The 24,110-nt window shown below is 63.8% G+C and carries 24 protein-coding genes and 1 pseudogene; 21 read left to right on the top strand and 4 right to left on the bottom strand.

Features of this window, described 5'->3' with window-relative positions:
- Positions 1 to 120: 120 nt before the first annotated feature.
- Genes HOP03_05930 through HOP03_05945 form a run of 4 tightly spaced genes read left to right on the top strand, consistent with a single transcriptional unit; the run spans position 121 to position 5,067 of the window.
- Entirely contained in the window at positions 121 to 2,076 is a 1,956-nt protein-coding gene (locus tag HOP03_05930) for an NTPase KAP (protein ID NOT87702.1), read from the top strand.
- A complete protein-coding gene (locus tag HOP03_05935) occupies positions 2,076 to 2,960 on the top strand; it encodes a hypothetical protein (protein ID NOT87703.1) in 885 nt (294 codons plus the stop codon). Before HOP03_05930 ends, HOP03_05935 begins: the two co-directional genes overlap by 1 nt.
- Positions 2,957 to 4,306, top strand: a complete 1,350-nt coding sequence (locus tag HOP03_05940) for a hypothetical protein (protein ID NOT87704.1) — start codon at positions 2,957 to 2,959, stop codon at positions 4,304 to 4,306. The genes HOP03_05935 and HOP03_05940 overlap by 4 nt, the downstream gene beginning before the upstream one ends.
- 8 nt (positions 4,307 to 4,314) lie before the next feature.
- The gene (locus HOP03_05945; protein ID NOT87705.1) at positions 4,315 to 5,067 is read left to right on the top strand and encodes a TatD family hydrolase; all 753 of its coding nucleotides are present in this window, start codon (positions 4,315 to 4,317) and stop codon (positions 5,065 to 5,067) included.
- A gap of 476 nt (positions 5,068 to 5,543) precedes the next feature.
- Here the strand turns inward: HOP03_05945 and HOP03_05950 are convergent, their stop codons facing one another.
- Together HOP03_05950 and HOP03_05955 are read right to left on the bottom strand one after the other, a co-directional pair.
- Positions 5,544 to 7,070: a hypothetical protein gene (locus tag HOP03_05950; GenBank protein NOT87706.1), complete on the bottom strand. Its 1,527-nt coding sequence runs from the start codon at positions 7,068 to 7,070 to the stop codon at positions 5,544 to 5,546.
- 114 nt (positions 7,071 to 7,184) lie between these two features.
- Positions 7,185 to 7,676: a hypothetical protein gene (locus tag HOP03_05955; GenBank protein ID NOT87707.1), complete on the bottom strand. Its 492-nt coding sequence runs from the start codon at positions 7,674 to 7,676 to the stop codon at positions 7,185 to 7,187.
- A 358-nt stretch (positions 7,677 to 8,034) separates the two neighbouring features.
- Here HOP03_05955 and HOP03_05960 point away from each other — a divergent pair, with 358 nt between their 5' ends.
- The 10 genes and pseudogenes from HOP03_05960 (at position 8,035) to HOP03_06005 (ending at position 16,011) form a co-directional block, all read left to right on the top strand.
- Positions 8,035 to 8,268 (top strand): DNA-binding protein, encoded by a 234-nt coding sequence (locus HOP03_05960; GenBank protein ID NOT87708.1) that lies wholly within the window; start codon positions 8,035 to 8,037, stop codon positions 8,266 to 8,268.
- Positions 8,269 to 8,279: 11 nt separating this feature from the next.
- Entirely contained in the window at positions 8,280 to 8,759 is a 480-nt protein-coding gene (locus HOP03_05965) for a hypothetical protein (GenBank protein NOT87709.1), read from the top strand.
- 121 nt (positions 8,760 to 8,880) lie between these two features.
- Positions 8,881 to 9,117: a DNA-binding protein gene (locus HOP03_05970; GenBank protein ID NOT87710.1), complete on the top strand. Its 237-nt coding sequence runs from the start codon at positions 8,881 to 8,883 to the stop codon at positions 9,115 to 9,117.
- Between the two features lie 31 nt (positions 9,118 to 9,148).
- The gene (locus HOP03_05975; GenBank protein ID NOT87711.1) at positions 9,149 to 11,395 is read left to right on the top strand and encodes a hypothetical protein; all 2,247 of its coding nucleotides are present in this window, start codon (positions 9,149 to 9,151) and stop codon (positions 11,393 to 11,395) included.
- 133 nt (positions 11,396 to 11,528) lie between these two features.
- Positions 11,529 to 11,696 carry a hypothetical protein gene (locus tag HOP03_05980; protein ID NOT87712.1) on the top strand — a complete coding sequence of 56 codons (168 nt, stop codon included), beginning with the start codon at positions 11,529 to 11,531 and terminating at the stop codon, positions 11,694 to 11,696.
- Positions 11,693 to 12,061 (top strand): annotated as a pseudogene (locus HOP03_05985) (helix-turn-helix domain-containing protein). Before HOP03_05980 ends, HOP03_05985 begins: the two are co-directional and overlap by 4 nt.
- Before the next feature lie 611 nt (positions 12,062 to 12,672).
- Positions 12,673 to 14,121, top strand: coding sequence for a site-specific DNA-methyltransferase (locus tag HOP03_05990; protein NOT87713.1), 1,449 nt, complete (start codon positions 12,673 to 12,675; stop codon positions 14,119 to 14,121).
- Complete coding sequence (locus tag HOP03_05995; GenBank protein NOT87714.1) at positions 14,118 to 15,362, top strand: site-specific DNA-methyltransferase; 1,245 nt, start codon at positions 14,118 to 14,120, stop codon at positions 15,360 to 15,362. The genes HOP03_05990 and HOP03_05995 overlap by 4 nt, the downstream gene beginning before the upstream one ends.
- Before the next feature lie 81 nt (positions 15,363 to 15,443).
- On the top strand, positions 15,444 to 15,743 hold the full coding sequence (locus HOP03_06000; protein NOT87715.1) for a type II toxin-antitoxin system RelB/DinJ family antitoxin: 300 nt from the start codon (positions 15,444 to 15,446) through the stop codon (positions 15,741 to 15,743).
- Positions 15,730 to 16,011, top strand: a complete 282-nt coding sequence (locus HOP03_06005; GenBank protein ID NOT87716.1) for a type II toxin-antitoxin system RelE/ParE family toxin — start codon at positions 15,730 to 15,732, stop codon at positions 16,009 to 16,011. Before HOP03_06000 ends, HOP03_06005 begins: the two co-directional genes overlap by 14 nt.
- 51 nt (positions 16,012 to 16,062) lie before the next feature.
- Here the strand turns inward: HOP03_06005 and HOP03_06010 are convergent, their stop codons facing one another.
- Positions 16,063 to 16,281 (bottom strand): hypothetical protein, encoded by a 219-nt coding sequence (locus HOP03_06010; GenBank protein ID NOT87717.1) that lies wholly within the window; start codon positions 16,279 to 16,281, stop codon positions 16,063 to 16,065.
- A 96-nt stretch (positions 16,282 to 16,377) separates the two neighbouring features.
- Positions 16,378 to 16,971 (bottom strand): DUF3489 domain-containing protein, encoded by a 594-nt coding sequence (locus HOP03_06015; protein ID NOT87718.1) that lies wholly within the window; start codon positions 16,969 to 16,971, stop codon positions 16,378 to 16,380.
- A 193-nt stretch (positions 16,972 to 17,164) separates the two neighbouring features.
- Here HOP03_06015 and HOP03_06020 point away from each other — a divergent pair, with 193 nt between their 5' ends.
- Genes HOP03_06020 through HOP03_06050 form a run of 7 tightly spaced genes read left to right on the top strand, consistent with a single transcriptional unit; the run spans position 17,165 to position 24,106 of the window.
- A complete protein-coding gene (locus HOP03_06020) occupies positions 17,165 to 17,704 on the top strand; it encodes an elements of external origin (protein NOT87719.1) in 540 nt (179 codons plus the stop codon).
- Positions 17,705 to 17,706: 2 nt separating this feature from the next.
- The gene (locus HOP03_06025; protein NOT87720.1) at positions 17,707 to 19,665 is read left to right on the top strand and encodes a phage terminase large subunit family protein; all 1,959 of its coding nucleotides are present in this window, start codon (positions 17,707 to 17,709) and stop codon (positions 19,663 to 19,665) included.
- Positions 19,666 to 19,686: 21 nt separating this feature from the next.
- A complete protein-coding gene (locus tag HOP03_06030; GenBank protein ID NOT87721.1) occupies positions 19,687 to 19,908 on the top strand; it encodes a hypothetical protein in 222 nt (73 codons plus the stop codon).
- Positions 19,909 to 19,912: 4 nt separating this feature from the next.
- Entirely contained in the window at positions 19,913 to 21,397 is a 1,485-nt protein-coding gene (locus HOP03_06035; GenBank protein ID NOT87722.1) for a phage portal protein, read from the top strand.
- The gene (locus HOP03_06040) at positions 21,397 to 22,704 is read left to right on the top strand and encodes a S49 family peptidase (GenBank protein NOT87723.1); all 1,308 of its coding nucleotides are present in this window, start codon (positions 21,397 to 21,399) and stop codon (positions 22,702 to 22,704) included. The genes HOP03_06035 and HOP03_06040 overlap by 1 nt, the downstream gene beginning before the upstream one ends.
- Before the next feature lie 3 nt (positions 22,705 to 22,707).
- The gene (locus tag HOP03_06045; GenBank protein ID NOT87724.1) at positions 22,708 to 23,115 is read left to right on the top strand and encodes a head decoration protein; all 408 of its coding nucleotides are present in this window, start codon (positions 22,708 to 22,710) and stop codon (positions 23,113 to 23,115) included.
- Complete coding sequence (locus HOP03_06050) at positions 23,096 to 24,106, top strand: major capsid protein (GenBank protein NOT87725.1); 1,011 nt, start codon at positions 23,096 to 23,098, stop codon at positions 24,104 to 24,106. The genes HOP03_06045 and HOP03_06050 overlap by 20 nt, the downstream gene beginning before the upstream one ends.
- The last annotated feature ends 4 nt before the right edge of the window (positions 24,107 to 24,110 follow it).

The following is a 24,110-nucleotide window of genomic DNA, read 5'->3' on the forward strand; positions in this document are numbered from 1 at the left end:
TGATCGGTGCTTCAGCTTGTCGGCTAACAATCTGGCCAAGAATTGATTCGATGGCGTTGCGAGTGGGGCTCTATTACTTACAATTCATTCCTAATCGAGGGAATGACTACGGGGGGCGGGATGATTCTCACGGATAATGAGACCAAGATTGATCTCCTGAACAATGAGGCAATCGCAAAAACTATTATTGAGCTGCTGCGCGAAAAGCCAGAGCGTGCTGTGACCATAGGTGTTCACGGAGATTGGGGTGCGGGGAAGTCCAGTATCTTGGAGATGATCGAAAGCGGTGTCGGTTCGGATGAAGACGTCCTCTGCATCAAATTCAATGGCTGGCGCTTTCAAGGGTTTGAAGATGCCAAGATCGCACTGATTGAGGGTATCGTTACCGGCCTTATTGAAAAGCGCCCCTTGCTTACTCGGGCCGGCTTGGCCGTAAAGGATATTTTCAAGCGCATTGATTGGCTGAAGGTCGCGCGTCACGGGGGCGGTCTCGCTTTCACTGCGTTCAGCGGCATTCCCACAGCGGATCAGATCGGCGCGGTAGTCGGCACCTTGAAGGGAATTTTCTCCGATCCAAAACTCGCCACGAAGGAGAATTATGACAAAGCGATCGACGGTGTGCAGGGTCTGCTGAAACCGGGAGAGTCGAAAAATGTGCCGGAAGAGATCGAGGCGTTCCGGAAAGCTTTTGACGATCTACTCAAGCAGGCGGGCATAAAGCAACTGATAGTCCTCATCGATGACCTCGACCGCTGCTTGCCTGATACGGCGATCGAAACGCTCGAAGCCGTTCGGCTATTCGTCTTCACTGAGCGCACCGCATTCATCGTCGCGGCCGACGAGGCGATGATTGAATATTCGGTGCGCAAGCATTTCCCCGAGCTGCCGGACACGACCGGCCCGCGAGACTATGCGCGGAACTATCTCGAAAAGCTGATCCAGATCCCATTCCGGATTCCGGCTTTGGGCGAGACGGAAACCCGTATCTATGTCACCCTGTTGCTCATCGGCGCCGAGCTGGGCGAGGACGATCCCGCTTACTCGGCGCTCATCACCGTCGCGCGTGAATTGCTCAGACGGCCCTGGAAGACCGCAGGGCTCGACGCGCAGACGGTAAAGACCGCCTTGGGCGACAAAGCCGGCCAAGTCCAGAACGCGCTCACCTTGAGCGATCAGATCGGTCCGATCCTGGCCAGCGGCACTCAGGGCAATCCGCGGCAGATCAAGCGCTTCCTGAACACCCTGCTGCTGCGCCATCAGACCGCGCTCGCTCGCGGCTTCGGAGAAGAGGTGAAGCTGCCCGTCCTGGCGAAGCTCATGCTGGCCGAACGGTTCCTCTCCAGATTGTTTGACCAGATCGCAAGCGCGGCTGCCCGCGATCCGGACGGCCGTTGCGTAGATTTGGCGGCGCTTGAAACCGCTGCGTCCGAGGAAAAGCCGGCCCCCAAGGCGAAGCTGGCCGGGCCTAAGATCAGTCCCTCTCATGACGCCAAGCCGACGGCTGTACCGGAGTCCAAGGACAGCGCCATTCTGACGGAATGGAAGGCCGCCGACGCGATACGGGCTTGGGCGCGGCTGTCACCGGCGTTGGCCGAAGTCGATCTGCGCCCCTATCTGTTCGTGACCAAGGATCGAAAGGACTACTTCGGCGCGGCCTCCGTCCTCGGGCGTCTCGCAGCAGTTGTCGAAAAGCTGCTCGGCCCGAAACTCGCTGTCCAGGCGTTCGAAGGTGAACTCAAGCAGCTCGCTCTGGCCGAGGCCGCGCAGGTCTTCGAGGAGCTGCGCGGACGCGTCATGGGCGGAGACGCCTTTGATACTGTGCCGCCCGGTATCGACGGGCTCGCTGTGCTGGTTCGTGCGCATCCGACGCTTCAAGCCAATCTTCTCGACCTGCTCGAAGCCCTACCGGCCAATCGGTGCGGGCCGTGGCCTGCGTCGGGTTGGGAGGGTGTCGTCAAGGATTCCGACGCCGTGGCGCGCTTCGAGAAGCTACTCCAAGGATGGTCCATCTCCGGATCTTCCTTCTTAAAGCCGACGGCGAGCGCCGCGCTTCGCACGCGGAAGGGCGGGCGCTGATGGGCACATCGACCGCATATGGGGGTGCTGGCGGCGGCACGCCGCTCATTCCGAGTTGGTTACAGGGTGATGGCGACGGCGGGAACGGAGCAGGCGCGGGTGATGGCGACGGGGCACAACCCTCGTCGCCTGATGGATCGCCCCCCGCAGTTCCTCCCGCGCCAGGGCCGCGGCCGACCGCGCCGGCAGGGGCGTCGGATCGCTACACATCTGCCCGAAACAATTTCACACGCTTTGTAAGCTCGGGCGGCGGCGACCGTAAGAGTCTCGGCCGCGCTGTCTCGCAATATGTGTCCAAGTCGGCGGGCGGCTCGCGCCAGGCCGCGCAGCGCATGGGCTCATCGCGGGGCGCTGGTGCCGGTCTCGTCCGATTCCTCAACGACGCCAGCGTCAATGGCGTTCGCGAAGCGCTGCGAACGCTAAACCTCGAAAGCCTTGCCGGGCGCCCGATTGAGGAAGTGTTCGCGGGGCTCGCCGATTACATCTGCCCTGAAGGCGGATCGATCGATGAGGGGATCGCGCGAGACGCTTTCGTCGAGACCATTGCCGATCTCGCCGGCGCCGGCATTACCGACATTGATGCGCTGACACCGGGCCAGATCCAAACCGTCTTCGAACTATATGCGACACACGCGATCGAGGCGCGCATCTGCAACGACATCGGCACGAAGGTAGTGACATTGCCTGCCGATCAGCGCGTGGCCGAGAGGGTTCAGGCGCAACTGCGTGATTTCATCCAGCGCGGTGTCAGCGACGCGATCAATGCCGCAGGTGTCAACATCCAGTCGCTGACCCCTGATGCAGTGATGGGCTTCGTGACCAACGTTTATCAATCTGCCTTTGACGTGTTGCAGACGATGGGCGACGGGGAGGCAGCGAAATGAGGCGCCATGTCATCATCGGCCGTTTCGGGCCGGACGATAAGACCCGCACCCCGAAGGCGCGCGACGAGGTTGCTTCGACCTTGCAGTTGGTGGCGGGCAAGCGTCTCGATCATGGGATCGGCCGCGCCTTGGCAGACCTCAAGGCGTTGCACCTGACCCCGAGCGAGATCGGCGCGGACATGCTCGTCGTCGCGGCCCATGTTCACGCAGCGGACACCCGCATCTCTCGTGCCACGGAATCGCAGGACGCCTGGACGCGCGAGATTCGGCTGGTCATCCCCGTAAGCGATCCGGTGCGATGGATGGCCGCGGCGCCCATACTGGTCCGCGCCCTGAACTTCCTGACGGGCGATAGATGGGATGTGGGCTTCCGCAAGCGGGCCAAGGGCTATGCGAAACTCGTTACCGCCGCGGAACCCACCCTTATTCCCGCATCGTTCGATGGAGTGAGTTTGTTCTCCGGTGGCTTAGACAGTCTGATCGGCGCCATGGACAGCTTGAATGCTGGCGAGACGCCGCTCCTAGTGAGCCACGCGGGCGAAGGGCTGGTAAGTAAGTCGCAGGAGCAGTGCTTCGAAGGTTTGAAAGCCGCTTACAAATCATCCGCCTTTGATCGGCTGCGGGTGTGGATGAGCTTCGATAGCGGGCTGGTCGAGGATGTTGGATCGGAAGACACCACGCGCGGGCGCTCGTTTCTGTTCTTCTCTCTGGGCGTCGCCGCCGGCACAGCGCTCGGCCGCGATTTCGTGCTCAAGGTTCCGGAGAACGGCCTGATCGCGCTCAATGTACCGCTCGATCGGCTTCGGCTCGGCGCGCTTAGCACACGAACGACGCATCCTTTTTATATGGCCCGATGGAATGAATTGCTGCAAGCTCTAGGAGTTGGAGGCAAAGTCGAGAATCCTTATTGGAACAAGACCAAAGGGGAGATGGTAGCGAAATGCGCCGACCCTGCCTTGCTAAAACAGCTCGCACCCTTATCGTTATCCTGTTCGTCACCAGCGAAGGGGCGTTGGACGAAGAAGCCGCAGGGGCACTGTGGGTACTGTCTGCCATGCCTTATTCGGCGTGCCTCTTTGAGCGGCATGGATGCAACTGTTTACGGCCTGCCCGACCTGAGAGCTGCGATTTTGGACACTAGGCAGGCCGAAGGTCAGCAGGTTCGATCCTTCCAGATCGCAATCGAGAGGCTTGCTAAGCGCCCGGGAATCGCCAAGGCCCTCATCCACAAGCCAGGTCCGCTCTATGACGATCCCTCCCGCCACGACGACCTGGCCGATGTATACCGCCGCGGTTTGGAGGAGGTTGGGCGTCTACTGACTGGCGTTCGCGCCGCGCCGTTGTAAGGGCTGCTATGCAATCGGGTCTCGTCGATTTCCATTGCCACCTTGATCTCTACCCGGACCACGCAGCCGCGGTGGAGCGTTGCGAGCGCGATGGCATATTTACGCTCGCAGTAACCACTACGCCCAAGGCTTGGCCACGAAACCATGAATTGGCGTCAACAACCCGTCATGTTCGGGCGGCTCTCGGTCTGCACCCCCAATTGGTCGCCGAGCGCGCACATGAGATTGGGCTATGGGAAGAGTTGCTGCCGCGAACGCGGTATGTAGGCGAGGTAGGGCTGGATGCCAGCCCGCGATTCTACAAATCGTTCGAGGCTCAGAAGGAGATATTCGCTCGTGTGTTGTCGCTCTGCGCTGCGGCGGGGAACAAGATCGTCACAGTGCATAGCACCCGTGCGACCAAGATAGTGCTCGATATGCTCGAAAGGCACATGCCACCTGCACGTGGCAAGATAGTTCTACATTGGTTTACAGGAACCGCCGCGGAGACAAAAAGAGCGGTCGACCTAGGCTGCTTTTTTTCAGTAAACATAGAGATGCTCGCGAATGAAAAGCGCGCAGCCATTACAAAGAAAATTCCGTTAGATCGCATACTGACGGAAACAGATGGGCCTTTCGTTCAAATCGATGCACGCCCCGTCACACCAAGCGATGTCTGGATGGCTATCGAAGAATTGGCTCGTATGCACGGAATTCTGCCGGCTGAAATGTCCGTCACTGTAATGCGGAATCTTAGAAGCCTACTCGCAGAACAGCTATAGAATAAGCACTGCTCACTCGTCCCAATGCATAGAACCTTAGGCCCCAAAAACGGGGCTAGGTTCGAATGGCATTTATTTAAGCGCCGCACTCCAACTTTCGTCATCCGTCATCGCCACCTACGCGGGGAAGACGGGACTTAAAGTAAGTGCCATTCAATGTCTGCCCCTGTTCGGTAGAGAACAACCCTTCCGCAAATACCCGCACATTCCCGTTACGCGAAGCGAATACGGGCTGCACGCTTGCGGATGTTTTCCATCCCGTCCGCCCCCCATGCCAGTGCGCAAACCATGCCCCACTTCGACACACGAACAACACCCCAACGAAAGGGGTCAGGTTCAAGTGCCAGCGTCCGCTTCTAGCATTAAGAACCCGTGTCTTCTCGCTGAAGCGTGGTCCCTGCCGGAAATTGAACTAGTCCTTCTTGAGTGCAACATCCCGGCCAGCTATCGAAGCGAATGAGTCAGGCAGTGCGCGATCAAACTATCCGTTGCGCTCGAACCGATTCTTCCTGCGTGGGCTGATTCTGTTGCTGAGCCAGTAGCTGCGTCTGCTGCTGTGTAAACGCATCAACCTTCTGCAGCGACTGTTCGACCGGACGCTCGACGGCTTGCGCCACATCGGTCACGGAACGGCGTGCTGCTGGATCGGATGGGTCCTGTCCTTGCACGACGAATAGCAGGGTTCCGGCTGCGATTTGTGAGCCGTCCTGCTGTCGCTTGCCGGTCTCGTTGATCGCGATATGGTCGGCCGACGTGATGCCAGCGGCCTTGGTATCGCAGAAAGTACACATCATCAATCGCTCGCTGGACTGATCGAATACGCGCCCCTTCTCGGCATCAATACGGGCTACTCCGGTTTCGATCTGTTTGTAGAGGCGATGATCGGTGTGATTCGGATCGCGTGGGTCGGCCAAGCTCAAGGGAGCAGGCGCGGGTGCTGCAGGAGAGACCGCATCGTTGGCAGGCGCGTTCGGTGCATTGGTTGGCGCTTGCGGCGCTGGCGTTGCGGGGGCGGGTTGGCCAGGCGTTGCTGGCTCGGAAGTGCCCTGTTGTTGGCTCTGCACGCGCGGCGCGGGGCCAATATTGAACTCGCCGAAACTACCATCGCGGACCAGCCGATTGAGGCTGACCGTAATCTCCGGGTTACTCGCGTTCCAACTCGCGCCGATGTTTTGATTGCCTTCCCCGACAGCTCGATTGGTGCCATACGGATTGCGCAGTGTGATCAGGGCATCATTGGTTTGCGGGTCGCGCGACACCCCTACCACCATGTGAGCATGGCTTTCCATCAAGCCGTCCCGCACATCTCGGCCCTGCGTGGCCATCGAGACCGGCCGGCCGGTCGCCAGCGCCTGTTCGACTTCGGTATAGGCTTCCTCCACTCCCACCCTGGCGCCGCGAGACACCGCTCGGAACGGCGGCGGCTCCGGGCGCGTGACATGGTCGGGGCCGGTCGGCACCATTGGCGGTGCGTCGGGGTTTCGGATCTGCAGATTGCGGCCTGAGTCTCCGGTCAAAGCGTAGATGCCATCGGACAAGGAGCCGCCGCGAGTCACGCTACCAATGGTCTCGTAGCCCCGGTCAAGGTTGACTCGCCCCTGCGCGTCACGGCCATACAGTTCGGCGAATCCGGCTTCGATAACGGTCGGCCACAAGGGGCCAGTGCGCTCGCGATTGTTGTCGACCGTACCTCCACCTTCTTTGCTGATGTTGTGGCGAATATCCTCTTGGGACACCGTGATCGATTGCTGGATCGGGGTGCTCTGCCCTTGGCTTCTCTCCTGCGCATTCGGTGGGCGATAGAGCGTGACCGTGAAGTCGCCAGCCTCGGGATTGAACCGGATAGCGTCGCGAATACGATCTGGCTGCTGTTCACCCAGCACACCCATCGGTGCCAGGAAATAGCAGTTGTAAATCTCATCCTGACGGATATCCGAAACGCGCGGCCTACCATCCGCACCATACAAATCTGCAGCGACATACTGCCTGTGATCTCTACTCATACCTGATCTTCTATTCCGTAGATGGGTGTCAATTCAAAGCTTCCAAAAAAGCGAATTCTGCACAGGCAGGTTGGAAAAACACTGCTCGGTAGAGCGACCGAGTCAATCTTTGCGTCATTGACAGCACACGATGACCGGCGGTAGCTGGTCACTGGGTATCAGCTCAAGAAACCCCACTAAACGCTGCCCATCCATCTCGGGGAGGGCGTCGCGGGCTATCACAAAGGCGATATACGTCGGCGAGCCATTCGCGCCTCTCTCCTGCTTCCATAGCAGGAGTTGATATTTGCCTTCAGACCATGTGTCCGGCTGCGGTACACCACCCAAGGTTTGTTCGACGTATTGGCCGGCTTTGGCGCCCATCGCTGCCCCATCGGTGAACCCAGGTTTGGCCCAAACGAACTCCCCATAGATCACGTGGTACTCGCTATTCAGATACTTCTCCAGCCACTCCGTCATGGCTAACTTTGCTGGTTGTTGCTCACTCTCTGGCGAAAAGCGGTGAGGTGGCGCAGGCGCAGCCCACTGCTGAAGACGGTCTAGCATGCCGCCTCGCGGCTTGACCGTCTGACAGCCCGCCAGCATGAAACACACCAGCAGAGCCATACACGCCGCATGAGTAGTCGTGAGCGTTGTGCTTTTCCGTGTTCCGTTCATGTTGGTTCTCGTGTCCTTGAATGGCGTGCTTCGCTTCACAGACGTTCGGACGACCCGAACGCGAAGAAGAGCGGGGCAGTACCTTGGCTTCTGATCGAAGGCGTTGACCCAATCCTATCGTCCGCAAGGTGGGAGGCAAGGAGGGCGCCAACGGAGCCGGTAGCTAAAAATTGCGTTTTCTTTCAATACGTTAACGGCTGGAAAATAAAAAGTCCATTTTCCAGCCGCCCTTCCACCTGCTTTCCAGCCGTTCGATGAATAGTGTGTGTCTCGCCCGCTGCCATCGCAGCCTGTCGAGGAACACACCATGCAAGAGCGCAACACAGCGCAGGCCGTCGCCGACGAGCCTCGCGCCTTCGATGAGACCCAACTCGCCCGACGCTGGGACATCTCCGTCCGCACCCTGCAGCAGTGGCGGCGGATGGGAATTGGGCCGATCTACCTGAAGCTCGGCAATCGGGTCAGTTATCGCCGCGAAGACATCGAGCAGTACGAGCGTCAGGCTCTGCGTCGCGGCACCGGCGAGCGTGCGTTCACATGAGCGCAACGTCGATGAGTGAGTCGATGCGCGCGTTGTCGGCATTGGCGGACCTGTCCGTCGCTGAGCTGACGACGCTGACGCCGCTGCAGACACTCCACGCCGTCGAGCACCTTGAGGCGGCGACTGCGGGGCTCGATGCCCTTCGTCGCAAACTCGACGCGGCGCTGAACACGACTTACGGCGAACACGTTCGCCGCGCGTGCGCGGAGGCGTGTCAGGACGTGGGCCTCGTCCACATCGATGCGGGCGAGGTGCGCATTCGCGTGGAGATCACCAATCAGGTGGTGTGGGATCAGACGCAGCTGGCCGCGATGGCCGCGCGCATAGCCAAAGGCGGCGAGCGCGTCGAGGCGTATCTCGACATCACGTACCACATTCCCGAGACGCGTTGGTCGCACTGGCCGCCCACGTTGCGCACGTCGTTCGCCCGCGCGCGTCTCGCAATGCCTGGCGCACCGACGTATCGACTGAGTCCACGCGAGTCCGTCTGACGCGCGTGTGCAGGTTCGCCGATGCGGTCAGCTTTTCCCTCCGTCGCATCTTTTTCCCTCTGCTCGACGACTGGCGCTGCTGACGGCGCCGGCGCTGGAGATCCTCATGTCTCAAGACCCCGTGCATATGCCTGCAGAACCGATGGTTGATGCACGCACCGCGCATCAGACGCTGTGCATTCCGCTGCAGTGGCTCAACGACAAAGCCCAGCGCCGAGCGCGCGGAATCCCGGCGTATCGGATCGGCCATCTGCTCCGATTTCGGCTGAGCGAGTTGGAACGATGGCGTGATCGCACCGCCACGGTGATCGCGCCTGGTCACGCGCAGCCTTCGGAGGCGGACTATGGCCGAGCCTGACTGGACCGACCGCAGTGCGCCCACTACGAGGATGAATGCCTCTGACGCCGACGACACGACAAACGCGCTCCGCCTCGCGTTGCTCGAGCGCTTGGAGACGGTGCTGACGACCCTGTTTCCAGAAGGAAAGACACGTCGCGGCACATTCCTGATCGGCGACGTGCTGGGAAGCGTTGGCGACAGCCTAGAGGTCGTGCTAACGGGCGAGAAAGCGGGGCTGTGGATCGATCGCGCCGAAGGGACTGGCGGTGATGTGTTCGATCTCATCGCCGCGCACCACCGGCTCGATGCGCGGTCCGAATTTCCGCGTGTGTTGGAGGAGGTGCGTCGCCTGCTTGGGCGCGCGCCATCGCAGCCACTGCAGAGGAACAAACCGCAGAAACGACCGCCGGTGGAACCTCTCGGTCCAGCGACGGCGCAATGGGAGTATCGCGACATCGCCGGCCACGTCCTCGCGGTGGTGTATCGCTACGATCCGCCCGGCGGCAAGAAACAGTTCCGGCCGTGGGATGCGATGCGCCGCAAGTGGGCCGCGCCGGTGCCGCGGCCGCTGTATCACCAGGCGTGCATCGCGACCACGGACACCATCTTGCTGGTCGAAGGCGAGAAGTGCGCGCAAGCGCTGATCGAGGCGGGTTTCGTCGCCACCACGGCGATGCACGGCGCAAATGCGCCGGTCGAGAAGACCGACTGGTCGCCGTTGATCGGCAAGGCGCTGTTGATCTGGCCTGATCGCGATCGACCCGGTTGGGAGTACGCGATGGCGGTGGCGCAGGCGGCGTTGGCCGTGGGCGCGACGGCCTGCGACGTGTTGCTGCCGCCGGAGGACAAGCCCGAGGGTTGGGACGCCGCCGACGCGCTGGCGGACGGATTCGATGTCGCCGGTTTCATCGCCAGCGGCCCGCGCATGAGCATCAAACCCGCGACCGCGACGCCGACGCAGGAAGCCTCGGTGTGGGCGACCGACGATGCGCTCGCGCTGTCGTTCACCACCCGCTACGCCGAGGACTGGCGCTACTGTGCCGCCTGGGGCAAGTGGCTGCTGTGGGACGGCCGCCGCTGGCAGGCCGACGAAACCCTCCTGGTCCAGCACCTCGTCCGGGCGGTGTGTCGCGAAGCGGCGCTGAAGGCAGATTCGCACCGCCTCGCGGCAAAACTCGCCGCCAGCGGCACGGTCGGCGGCGTGGAACGGCTCTCGCGGACCGACCGCCGGCACGCGGTGACGGCCGAGGTGTGGGATGCCAACCCCTACGCCCTCAACACCACCTGCGGCATCGTCGATCTGCGCAGCGGCCAGGTCCAACCGCACGACCGCGGCGACCATCACACGCGACTGGCGACGGCGACACCACGCGGCGACTGCGCCCGCTGGCGCGCATTCCTCGGCGATGTCACCGGCGGCGACGCCGCACTGCAGGCGTATCTGCAACGCATGGCTGGCTACTGCCTCACCGGCGCGACGAGCGCACACGCGCTGTTCTTCCTCTACGGCACCGGCGCGAACGGCAAGTCGGTGTTCGTGAACGTGCTGGCGACGATCCTCGGCGATTACGCGACCAACGCACCGATGGACACGTTCATGGAAGCGCGCGGCGATCGCCACCCAACGGATCTGGCCGGATTGCGCGGCGCGCGCTTCGTCGCATCGATCGAGACCGAACAGGGCCGGCGCTGGAACGAATCGAAAGTCAAAGCGATCACCGGCGGCGACAAGGTCTCGGCACGGTTCATGCGCCAGGACTTCTTCGAGTACACCCCGCAGTTCAAGCTCGTCATCGCCGGCAACCACAAGCCCGCCATCCGCAACGTCGACGAAGCGATGAAGCGGCGCATGCACCTGATCCCGTTCACGGTGACGATCCCGCCCGAGCGTCGCGACCTGACGTTGACCGACAAGCTGCTGGCCGAGCGTGACGGCATCCTCGCCTGGGCGTTGGCTGGATGTCTGCAATGGCAGCGCACGGGCCTGCAGCCCCCCGCGATCGTAGTGTCGGCGACCGAGGAGTATTTCGAGGCCGAAGACGCGCTGGGACGCTGGCTCGACGAACGCTGCGTCCGCGAGGCCAACGCCAAGGCGCTGACCGGCGAGCTGTTCAACGATTGGAAGACCTGGGCCGAGGCTGCGGGCGAGTTCGTCGGCTCGCAGCGTCGCTTCTCCGATCTGCTGATCACCCGAGGCATCGAGAAGTGGCGCAATCCGCTCGGTGTACGGGGATTCCGGGGCATCGGACTCAAGGCCGCACCCCGGACCGGCTACACCCCCTATGCCGACGACTGAGCCCTTCACCGCACCCCGTCTGACGCAGACGCCACAGTCCATGATTAAACCCTACGCGTGCGCGCACGCACACATGGGAGATAACCACGCACTGTGGCGACTGCGTCAGGCCCGACTCCCACAGGACCGCACCATGACGCCCACCCTCCCCGCACGCGACCTCGGCACCAAGAATTGCTGGGCCTTGCTCGCCTCCAATCACCACGTCGTGAGCGACACTCAATCGTTCAAGCTCCAACGCCTCATGAGCGGCGGCATGCGCCTTCTGCACGCGGCCATCGGACAGGACGGCGCGGCATGACCGTGTGGACGTTCGATGAGGTCGAGTACCGCTTCCACGAGGCGGCCGTGACCTCGCACCGCCTTCCGCCGGCCCGCGTCGCCGGCTACGTCACGATGTGGCCCGAGATCGCCCGCCAGTCGTGGGAAGGCTATGCAGACGAGCTGACGATCCTGCGCATGCCGGCGACGCCTGTGGCCATCGACCACCTGATCGAAACCACACGCTGGCTGCTGTGGCTCGACGAGTCGCAGCGTCGTCTGGTGTGGGCACGCGCACGCTACGTGCCGTGGAAAGTGATCTGCAAGCAACTCGGCTGCGCGCGGCCCACTGCGTGGCGTCGTTGGCGTCATGCACTGACGTTGATCGTGGTCGAACTCAATGGCCAGCCACCACGCATCGCAGACGAAACCGCAGCGTCGCGCAACGTGACGCAAGCGGTCGCAAGTGAAGGGGCAGGATCGCAAAACCCCTGCGAGACGCATGCAACAACACCCCCGTGATCGGAGTACTTTATCCCCCATGCTGACGCGACGACCCTCAGGCACCCATCAACGCTTGCCGATGGTGCTTGCGGAGAGGATGGATGCATCGCACGAAATCGTAGCGCGTCGTAGCGTGACGCGACGTGGCGAAACCAGCCGCATTGCAGCGTGTTTCGATGCGGATTTGCAGGCTGTTTTCGCATCGCCACCGATGTAGTCTTTGCACCATCACATCGCTGACCCACGAGGACAGATGTAGCCCCACAAGGTCTACGGGTCCTTCCTGCGCCCCTGCCTGAGCGGGGGGCAGCGCCGCAGAACCCCGCTACCGTCAGCACACGAATTGAGGTTTGCAGGGTTTGCAGGGTTTGCGGTTTGCACCCGCCGGTTTGCACTTCGCGGTTTGCACCGCGCAATTTGAATACCACCTTTTTCCAGCCCATCGGCCATTGCGTTCGCGTACCCCCCTGTTCCCGGGCGCGATGGTCGGTGGGCTTCTTTTCGAGTCCACGATGCCCAACGCCCTCACCGTCGAGACCCGCCGGGTCGAGGCGCTGATTCCCTACGCGAGGAATCCAAGAACGCACAGCGACACGCAGATTGCGCAGCTCGCGGCCAGCATCGTGGAGTTCGGCTGGACCAATCCGATCCTGGTTGATGGCGACAACGGCGTGATCGCCGGCCACGGCCGGTTGCTCGCCGCGCGCAAGCTCGGCATGACCGAGGTGCCGGTGATCGAACTGGCGCATCTATCGTCTGCACAGAAACGCGCGCTGGTGATCGCTGACAATCGTCTCGCACTCGATGCCGGTTGGGACGAAGCGATGCTGGTGCTGGAACTGGCGGAGCTTGCGGATATCGGATTCGAGCTGGATCTGACCGGCTTCTCGGCAAACGAAATCGAACGCCTGCTCGATGCAGTCGAAACAACCGAACCGGCTGAACCGGCCGACGGCACAGACAAAGACGCAGACACTAATTCCAGCGAAGACGACGACGTTGGCGATGACGACGATTCGCTGCCGCCCGCAGACCCGGTCTCCCGCATCGGAGATGTGTGGATGATCGGCAAGCACCGGCTGATCTGCGGCGACGCCGCCGATCCGGCCGTCGTCGCGGCGCTGATGCGCGGCGAGACCGCGCACCTGTGCATTACCTCACCGCCTTATGGCCAGCAGCGCCATTACGCCAGCGGCGGCATCGGCGACTGGGATGCGCTGATGCGCGGCGTGTTCGGTGCGGCGCGCGCTGCGCTGCACGACGACGCGCAGTTGCTGGTCAATCTGGGCCTCGTCCACGACGACAATGAAGTCCAGACGTATTGGGACAGCTGGACCACGTGGATCCGTGCGCAGGGTTGGCGGCGTTTCGGCTGGTACGTCTGGGACCAAGGGCCCGGCTTGCCGGGCGACTGGCGCGGTCGTCTCGCCCCGAGCTTCGAGTTCGTCTTTCACTTCAATCGCAATAACCGCAAGCCGAACAAGATCGTGCCGTGCAAGTTCGCGGGGCAGGATATTCACCTGCGCGCGGATGGCTCCTCCACCGCACTGCGGGGCAAGGATGGCGGCGCGCTGGACTGGGCGCATGCGAACCAGCCGACACAGGACATGCGGATTCCCGATTCGGTGATCCGGGTGATGCGCCACAAAGGCAAGCTCGGACGCGGCATCGACCATCCGGCGGTGTTCCCGATTGCGTTACCCCAGTTCGTGATCGAGACGTACTCGAATTCGGGAGAGTTGGTGTACGAACCCTTTGGCGGCAGCGGCACCACGCTACTGGCGTGCGAGCGCACCGGCAGGATTTGTCGCGCGGTGGAGATCGCCGCCGACTATGTCGATGTCGCGATCGAGCGCGTTCGCCAGCAACTGCCGGGACTGCCGATCACGCTCGAAGCGACCGGGCAATCCTTCGACGCGGTCGCGTCCGAACGCCGCAGTGATGCGCGGGCGGCGGCATGAGCTGGGTCGCCGAACGCATCGAGCACTGGCCGCTGTCGCGGCTGTTGCCATACGCGAAGAACGCGCGCACGCACTCGGACGAACAGATCGCACAGATCGCGGCATCGATCGTCGAGTTTGGATTCACGAACCCGATCCTGGTCGGCAGCGATGGCGTCATCGTCGCCGGCCACGGCCGACTGGCTGCTGCCCGGAAACTCGGTCTCGATGGTGTGCCGGTGGTGGTGCTCGATCACCTCTCGCCGACACAGCGCCGCGCACTGGTGATCGCCGATAACCGGCTTGCGGAGAACGCCGGCTGGGACGACGCCATGCTTCGCACCGAACTGGAGGCATTGCAGGACGATGGTTTCGATCTGGACCTGACCGGCTTCGATCCGGACGCGCTCGCCGAGCTGATGGCGGGCGAAGAAACCGACCAATCCGGAGAAGTCGACGACGACGCAATGCCAGACGACGAGGCCATCCCGGTCTCTCGACCGGGCGATCTGTGGCAGCTCGGCGAACACCGCGTCCTGTGCGGCGACGCCACCGACGCAGCGAACTACGTGCGATTGCTGGCAGGCGAAACGGCGGACATGGTCTTCATCGATCCGCCGTACAACGTGAACTACGCCAACAGCGCCAAAGACAAATTGCGCGGCAAGGACCGCGCGATCCTCAACGACAATCTCGGTGAGGGCTTCTACGATTTCTTGCTCGCGGCACTGACACCGACGTTAGCGCATTGTCGCGGCGCGATCTACATCGCGATGTCATCGAGCGAACTCGATGTGCTGCAGGCCGCTTTCCGCGCCGCAGGCGGTCACTGGTCGACGTTCGTGATTTGGGCGAAGAACACGTTCACGCTTGGCCGTGCCGACTACCAGCGCCAGTACGAACCGCTCCTCTATGGCTGGCCAGAAGGCACGCAGCGCCACTGGTGCGGCGACCGCGACCAGGGCGATGTGTGGCAGATCAAAAAGCCGCAGCGCAACGATCTGCACCCGACGATGAAGCCGGTCGAGTTGGTGGAGCGGTGCATCCGCAATTCGAGCCGGCCCGGCGACGTGGTGCTGGATGGTTTCGGCGGATCGGGTACGACTCTGATCGCGGCACACAAAAGCGGTCGACGCGCGCGGCTGATGGAACTCGATCCGAAATACGTCGATGTGATCGTGCGGCGCTGGCAGATCTGGAGCGGCGAGCAGGCGGTGCGCGAGGATGACGGCGTGGCGTTCGACGATCTGGCGGATGCCTGAACGGCTGGGCGACGGGGTTCCCATGGCTGGCCTTGACTGTATCGCAATTGAGATACACGATAGTCGCCAGGAGGACCCCCTATGGCCAGCCAGACCTCAATGCTTCACGTCCGCGTGGACGATGCGCTCAAGACACAAGCGACCGAAGTGCTCGCAGGCGTTGGGCTGACCCTCTCCGATGCGGTTCGCATTCTGCTGACCCGCGTTACCAAGGAGGGCGGTCTGCCAGCGGGCCTGACGGTCGACGCCGATGCCTACGATGCGTGGTTCCGGGCCAAGGTGCAGGAGGCCCTCGCCGATCCGCATCCGCCGATCGCACACCAGCAGGTCATGGATGAGGCGCAGGCCATGATCGACAGGAAGCGTCGTGCTCGCACTTGAGTGGCGATCGACAGCACGTGCCGATCTCCTGGCGATCATCGACTACATCTCCGACGACAATCCCGACGCGGCGCAAGCGTTGAAAGATGAGATCGAAACGAAGGTCGCGATGCTGCTGACCCACCCGAAGGCGTTCCGAGAGGGGCGCGTAGATGGCACCCGCGAGTTGGTCGTTCGACCGAACTACGTGGCGGTTTACCTTGAGGGCCCACACGCCGTTACCGTTCTTCGGGTGCTGCACGCGGCACAGCAGTGGCCGCAGGCCTGAGGGCGCGATCAGATTATGAAGAAGACCGGGCGAGCCCCGGTCCGGATGTCGTCATTCGTCGTCGGCAAACATGAAGCTGCCGGGGCCGTTGCCCTCGTCGTCGCAAAGCAGGATGAGCGTACGCTCCTTGCCGTCACGACACTTGATGACGAAGCCGTAAAGCTCGTCGTCGAGAGGATCGTCGCTCGCGCCGGTGCGGGCGAGCGCGGCGATGGTGCCGCCGACCAAGGGCTGCAGTTGTTTGAGATAAAAATCGGTGGGTGTGGGCATGCGGCACTCCGGTGTTGTCGTGGTGGGTATTCGATTGTCGGCGTGCAATGCCACGCGACGGCGTGACATTGCGTCAGGCTGCGTTGCGCTGCGCTTTCAATCTGCCGACGCGGCCTCGGCGATGCGGTAGATGCGTTCGCCGCCTTCGACCTTGTCGGAGGTGATCGTCAGGCCGAGCTTCTTCTTGAAGGCGCCGGCGAAGGTGCCGCGCACGGTGTGGGCCTGCCACTCGGTCGCTTCGCAGACCTGCTGGATCGTGGCGCCCTCGGGTCGCTTGAGCATGGCGATGACCTGCGCTTGTTTGCTGTTCTCGCGGGTGCGCGGTGCGGATGTCTCGCCATCGCCGGATGCGGCGGCGTCCGGCGTCGGCTTCGCGGCTTTGCGTTCGGTCTTGCGTGCGGCTTTGGGCGTCTTCTTACCCGTCGGCGTCGGCGTCTCGTTCGTTTCGTGTTGGCCGGGACGTTCGCGACCCAGTGCGCCATAGGCTTCAGCGGTGACCATCCAGTCGCCGTCGCTGCCGATGATCATCGCGCGCTTGAACAAGGCTTCGATGACCTTTTGGCGTGCGCCGCCTTTGATGTTCTCGGGGAACCATTCGATCTTGCCTAGCGTGTGATCGATGGCGTGGGTCAGCACGGCGGTCTGGGTCGGGTTCAACGCGATTAGCTTGGTGTTCGTTTCGGTGTTCATGGTGTGTGTGCTCCTGAGTGGGTGTGCGGTGTTGGATGTGGTTGGCGCGACGTGATGAACGCGCTGTTCCAAACCAAAGCCAAGCGGTGTTCCGCACAAGCGCAGCGCGTTAAGCACACAGATGGGATGACGTCGGCGCATGCGCTGTGCGCGTGCGAAGTCAAGTCGATCGTCATACAGAGCAATCATCCGAATGGGACTTTCGATCCGCGCCTATGCGCGTCATCGCGGCGTGACCGACACTGCGGTTCACAAGGCGATTCGCGCGGGGCGCATCACGCCGGAGGCCGACGGCACCATCGATTCGGCAAAGGCTGACGCCGAGTGGACGCGCAACTCGGCGCCTGCGCGCACAGGAACGCAGACGCGCGCAGCACGCGTAGCGGTGCCGGAAACGGTCGAGGCGACGCGCGAAAGCGGCACCACGGCGCTGCCTGCGGGCGGCGCGTCGCTCTTGCAGGCGCGCACCGTCAACGAAGTCGTGAAGGCGCAGACGAACAAGGTGCGGTTGGCGCGGCTCAAGGGCGAGCTGGTCGAACGCTCGCAGGTCGTAGCGCACGTCTTCAAGTTGGCGCGCGACGAACGAGATGCGTGGCTCAACTGGCCGGCGCGCGTGTCGGCGCAGATGGCAGCGACACTGGAGGTCGACCCGCATGCGATGCACCTGGCGCTGGAAGCAGCGGTACGTGATCACTTGCGAGAACTGGGCGAGCTGCGCCCACGGATCGATTGACGATGTTCGATTACGAAGGCGCGGATGCCATCGAGCGCGCTTGGCATGAAGGACTAACGCCAGATCCCCTGCTGTCGGTGTCCGCGTGGGCCGACCAGCATCGGATGCTGTCGAGCAAGGCGTCTGCGGAACCGGGACGTTGGCGCACGTCGCGCACGCCGTATCTGCGCGAGATCATGGATTGCCTCTCGCCGGCATCGCCGATCGAGCGCGTCGTCTTCATGAAGGGCGCGCAGATCGGCGGCACCGAAGCGGGAAGCTGCTGGATTGGTTACGTAATCCACCACGCGCCCGGGCCGATGATGGCGGTCTGGCCGACGGTGGAGATGGCCAAGCGCAACTCCAAGCAGCGGATCGATCCGCTGATCGAGGAGTCGCCGGCACTGGCCGAGTTGATCGCACCGGCGCGATCACGCGATGCGGGCAACACCATCCTCGCCAAGGAGTTCCGCGGCGGGGTGCTGGTGATGACCGGCGCCAACAGCGCAGTCGGTCTGCGCTCGATGCCGGTGCGGTACTTGTTCCTCGACGAGGTGGATGGCTATCCGCTCGATGTTGAGGGCGAAGGCGATGCGATCTCGCTTGCGGAGGCGCGGACGCGAACCTTCACCCGGCGCAAGATCTTCATCGTCTCCACGCCGACCATCGCGGGCGCCAGCAGCATCGAGCGCGAGTACGAGGCGTCCGACCAGCGTCGGTACTTTGTGCCGTGTCCGCACTGCGCGCATGCGCAGTGGTTGCGCTTCGAGCAATTGAGGTGGGAGCGCAGGCGACCTGAGACTGTGGCTTACATCTGCGAGTCTTGCGAGATGCCCATCGCCGAGCACCACAAGACGTCGATGTTGGAGCAGGGCCAGTGGCGGGCGACGGCACCAGGGAACGGCCGAACGGCCGGGTTCCACCTGTCGTCGCTGTACAGCCCGGTGGGCTGGCGCACGTGGCGCGAGATCGCGGCGGCGTGGGAGAGCGCGATCGACAAGACCACGGGCTCCGCGTCCGCGATCAAGACCTTCAAGAACACCGAGCTGGGCGAGACCTGGGTCGAGGACGGCGAAGCGCCGGACTGGCAGCAGTTGCTGGAGCGACGCGAGGACTATCGGATCGGCAGCGTGCCGCGCGGCGGCCTGCTGCTGGTCGGTGGCGCCGACGTGCAGAAGGACCGTATCGAGGTCTCGGTCTGGGCCTTCGGTCGAGGCAAGGAAGCGTGGCTCATCGAACATCGCGTGTTGATGGGCGATACCGCGCGCGAGGGCGTGTGGAAGCAACTCGCCGCGATGACCGGTGAGACCTGGACGCACGCCTGTGGTGCGCAGTTGCCGCTCGCGCGTTTCGCGATCGACACCGGCTTCGCGACGCAGGAGGCGTATGCCTTCGTGCGCGCCTGCCGCGACAGCCGGGTGATGGCGGTCAAGGGTGCGGCGCGTGGCGCGGCGCTGATCGGCACGCCGACAGCGGTGGATGTCTCGGTCGGTGGTAAGAAGCTGCGCCGGGGACTGAAGCTGTACACGGTTGCGGTCGGCCTCGCCAAGCAGGAGTTTTACAACCACCTGCGCAAGCAGGTGTCGGTCGGCGAGGACGGCACCACGCTGGTGTATCCGCCCGGTTACATCCACTTGCCGAAAATCGACGCCGAGTTCCTACAGCAGCTGTGCGCGGAGCAGTTGGTCACACGGCGCGACCGTAACGGCTATGCGGTGCGCGAGTGGCAGAAGCTGCGCGAGCGCAACGAAGCGTTGGACTGCGCGAACTACGCACGCGCCGCAGCGGCAGCGGCGGGACTGGATCGTTTCGAGGAGCGCCACTGGCGCGAGCTAGAACGATCGCTGGGACTGCCGCCACCCGACGCACCGACGCCGATGTCGGGTCCTTCCACCAACGAGGCCACCGATTCCGGTGGCCTTTCCACATCTGCGCGCCCGACCCGTCGGCGCGTGGTCAAGAGCCGCTGGCTCCACCGCTGAACCCCATCGAGTCAATGCCGCATGGCCTACACCCCCGAACAGCTCGCCGCGCTGGAACGTGCGCTTGCAACCGGCGAGCAGCGCGTCACCTTCGGCGATCGCACCGTCGAGTACCGCTCGGTCGACGAATTGATCGCCGCCATCGGCGTCGTGCGACGCGGATTGGAGGAGCAAGCGATTGCGGCAGGCACCGCACGCCGTCGACCGCGCCGTGTCGTCGTGAACACCGACAAGGCGACGTGACCGGATGAGTTGGTTCACTCGGCTGCGTGCACGTGTGTTTGGCGCGTCGCCGACTTACGACGGTGTCGGCGGCGGACGACGCGCGCGTTTCTGGCAGGTCGGCAATCCCGGTGCAGTCGCCGCGCTTGCCTATGCGCAGGACGAGTTGCGCGCCAAAAGCCGCGATCTGGTCCGTCGCAACGCCTGGGCGGCGACCGGCGTCGAGGCGTTTGTCGCCAATGCCATCGGCACCGGCATCAAGCCGCAGTCGATGCTCGAGGATCTCGCGCAGCGCGAAGCCGTGCAGGCGCTGTGGCGCGACTGGTGCGAGGACGCGGATGCGGCGGGCCTGACAGACTTCTACGGCCTCCAGGCACTCGCCTGCCGGGCGATGCTCGAAGGCGGCGAGTGTCTCGTGCGCTTGCGCTACCGACGCCCGGAGGATCGGCTCGCGGTCGGCCTGCAACTGCAGTTGCTCGAACCCGAGCACCTGCCATCGACGCTGCACCGCGAGCTGCCGAACGGCAACGTCATCCGCGCCGGCATCGAGTTCAGCGCGCTCGGCAAGCGCGTGGCGTATCACCTCTACAAGAGCCATCCGGGTGACGGCATGCTCGCGCCGATGTCCGCGCATGGCGGCCTGGACACCGCACGGGTTCCGGCCGATGAAGTGCTGCATCTGTTCCGGCCCCTCCGTCCGGGCCAGATCCGCGGCGAGCCGTGGCTGGCGCGGGCGCTGGTGAAGCTGCACGAACTCGACCAGTACGACGATGCCGAGCTGGTGCGCAAGAAGACTGCGGCTATGTTCGCCGGCTTCATCACCCGCAGTGCGCCAGAAGACCCGCTGCTGGGTGAGGGCGAGGCGGACGCGCAGGGTGTGTCCATGGCGAGCCTAGAGCCAGGGACGATGCAGTTCCTGGAGCCGGGCGAGGACGTGACGTTCTCGCAGCCGGCCGATGTCGGCTCGAGCTACGACGCCTTCATGCGTCAGCAGTTCCGCGCCGTCGCGGCGGCGATGGGCATCACCTACGAGATGCTCACCGGCGATCTGACGCAGGTGAACTACTCCTCCATTCGCGCCGGCCTGCTGGAGTTCCGCCGCCGCTGCGAGGCGATCCAGCACGGCGTGATCGTCCACCAGTTGTGCCGCCCGCTGTGGCGCGCATGGATGACGCAGGCGGTGCTCGAAGGCGCGCTGGTGCTATCGGGTTACGCGCGCGGTGGCGTTGCGCGTCGCCGCGCCTACCTCGCAGTGAAGTGGATCGCGCAGGGCTGGCAGTGGGTCGATCCGAAGAAGGAGTTCGACGCGATGATCGCGGCGATTCGTGGTGGCCTGCTCTCACGCAGTGAGGCGATTTCCAGCTTCGGCTACGACGCCGAAGACATTGATCGCGAGATCGCCGCCGACAACGCCCGCGCCGATGCGCTCGGGCTGGTGTTCGACTCCGACCCTCGCCACGACAGCGGCCCAGCGCAGGCCGCAAACGCACCCTCTCCACAGGCCTCCTGATGACGTCTCTTGTCCACCTGGCGTCCCGTCTCTACGGGACACCGCTGCTGATTGCGCGCGCCAAACTCGACACAATCCTCGCCGTGCTCGGCCCGCGCATCGGGCTGATGCACACCGAGCTTGCGGTGCCGATCACCGTGCCGACGCACTCCGAAGCGATGCCGTCGATGCCGGGCATCGCGGTGATCCCGATTCACGGCACGCTGGTGCGGCGCGCAGTTGGATTGGACGCGGCATCGGGTCTGACCTCCTATGCACGGATCGCGGCGGACATTGACGCGGCGCTCGCAGCACCCGAGGTCGCAGGAATTCTGCTCGATATCGACTCGCCCGGCGGCGAGGCCGGCGGGGTGTTCGAGTTGGGCGCGCACATACGTGCGGCGAACGCCATCAAGCCGATCTGGGCGCATGCCGGTGACAGCGCGTTCTCGGCGGCTTACGCCATCGCGTCCGCCACCCAGCGCGTAAGCGTGTCGGCTACCGGCGGCGTCGGCTCGATCGGCGTGATCGCGCTGCACATCGACCAGTCGGTGCGCAACGCACAGGCGGGATTGAGCGTCACCGCGCTGACGGCCGGCGCGCACAAGAACGATGGCACCCCGCACGCGCCGCTGACCCCGCAAGCGACGACCGCGCTGCAAGCGGAGATTGATCGTTTGTATGACCTGTTCGTCGATCACGTCGCACAGATGCGCGGACTCGACGCCGAGCGCGTGCGTGCGACCGAAGCGGCGCTGTTCTTCGGCGACGACGCGGTGGCATCGGGGCTCGCCGATGCCATCGCGCCCTTCACCACCGCGCTCACCGACTTTTCCGCCGCCCTCAGGCGCGGGCGTTCGCCCGGTTCCAACACACCGCTCGCTCTGTCGACGCGGCTTGCCCATCCCCCCACCCCGGAGTCCTCCATGACCTTGCCCACCGAGGCTGCGCCCGCGCAGCCGACGCCGACTGCTGCACAACCGGCGGCAGCGATCGTCACCCCGCCGACGGTGACCCCGCCGACAGCCGCACCGCTCGCGTCCCCCGCGCTCGCGGCCGCACCGAACGCCGATGTCCACGCCGAAGCGACGGCCATCGCCGAGCTGTGCCTGCTCGCCGGCTGCCCTGAGCGCACCACCGAGTTCCTCGCTGCGCGCATGACCGCCGCCCAGGTCCGACAGGTGTTACTGCAGGCGCGCGCCGACCAGGTCGAGATCGCCTCGCACCACCTCGGGGATGCCGCGCCAGCCGCTGCGGCGACCGCCGCCAATCCCGTCCTCGACGCCGTGCGCAAGCGCATCGGCGCCACGCGCCCGCAGGGAGCCTGAGCCATGACCGTCCTCCACGAACCGGTCCACCTGAGCGATCTGCTCAAGTACGAGGCGCCGAACCTGTACTCGCGTGACGAAGTCGTCGTGGCATCCGGTCAGAGCCTTGCACTCGGCGCCGTGGTCGGTCGCGTCACCGCGAACCACGAGATCGTCGCACTTGATCCAACCGCCAACGACGGCCGCGAGACCGTCGCCGGTGTGCTGATCGAAGCGGTCGTCACCGCTGCTACCGAACGCAAGCGGAGCGTGATCGTGTCTCGCCACGCAATCGTCCTCGGCGGCTCGCTCGTTCTGCCGACCACCCTTACCTCCGAGCAGACCACGGCCGCCCTCGCGCAGCTGACCGCGCTCGGCGTCCTCGTCCGCCAGTTCCCCCAGAGCACGACCAATGCTGAATCCATTCTCTAATTCCGCCTTCTCGATGGCGGCGCTCACCGCCGCGATCAATCTCATCCCCAACCGCTATGGCCGGCTGCAGGAGCTGGGCCTGTTCCCCGACAAGCCGGTGCGCCTGCGTCAGCTGCTGGTCGAAGAGCGTGCGGGCGTACTGACCCTGCTGCCGACCCGGCCGCCGGGTGCGCCGGGCACGGTCAGTGCCAGCGCCAAGCGCCGCATGCGCTCGTTCGTGGTCCCGCACATTCCGCATGACGACGTGATCCTGCCCGAGGACGTCAACGGCCTGCGCGCGTTCGGCTCGGAGACCGAACTCGAATCGGTCGCCAGCGTCGTCGCCGAACGCCTGGAGACGATGCGCAACAAGCACGCGATCACCCTGGAGCACCTGCGGATGGGTGCGCTCAAGGGTCAGATCCTCGATGCAGACGGCAGCATTCTCTACGACCTGTTCGAGGAGTTCCGGATCGCGCAGCAGACCGTCGTCTTCGACATCGACAACCCGAGCAACGGTACCGATGTGAAGCAGAAGTGCATCGAGACCCTGGCGCTGATCGAGGAAGGCCTGCTTGGCGAGTTCATGACCGGCGCCCGCGTGCTGTGCTCGCAGGAGTTCTTCGCCGCACTCACCTCGCACAAGGACGTCAAAACGGCCTATGCGCAGTGGCAGCAGGGCGCGGTGCTGATCAACGACGTGCGCAAGGGCTTCAACTTCGGCGGACTGGTGTTCGAGGAGTATCGCGGCAAGGCCTCGGATCTCGACGGCACCGTTCGGCGTTTCATCGCGCCGGGTGAAGCGCACGCCTTCCCCCTGGGCACGATCAACAGTTTCGCGACCCACAACGCCCCGGCGGATTTCAACGAGACCGTGAACACGCTCGGTCAGCCGCTGTACGCCAAGCAAGAACCGCGCAAGTTCGAGCGCGGCACCGACCTGCACACCCAGTCCAACCCGCTGCCGCTGTGTCTGCGCCCTAGCGTGCTGGTGAAGCTCTCGATCAACTGAGTCA

Origin of the sequence: Lysobacter sp., from assembly GCA_013141175.1 — a bacterium.
GTDB lineage: Bacteria > Pseudomonadota > Gammaproteobacteria > Xanthomonadales > Xanthomonadaceae > Lysobacter_I.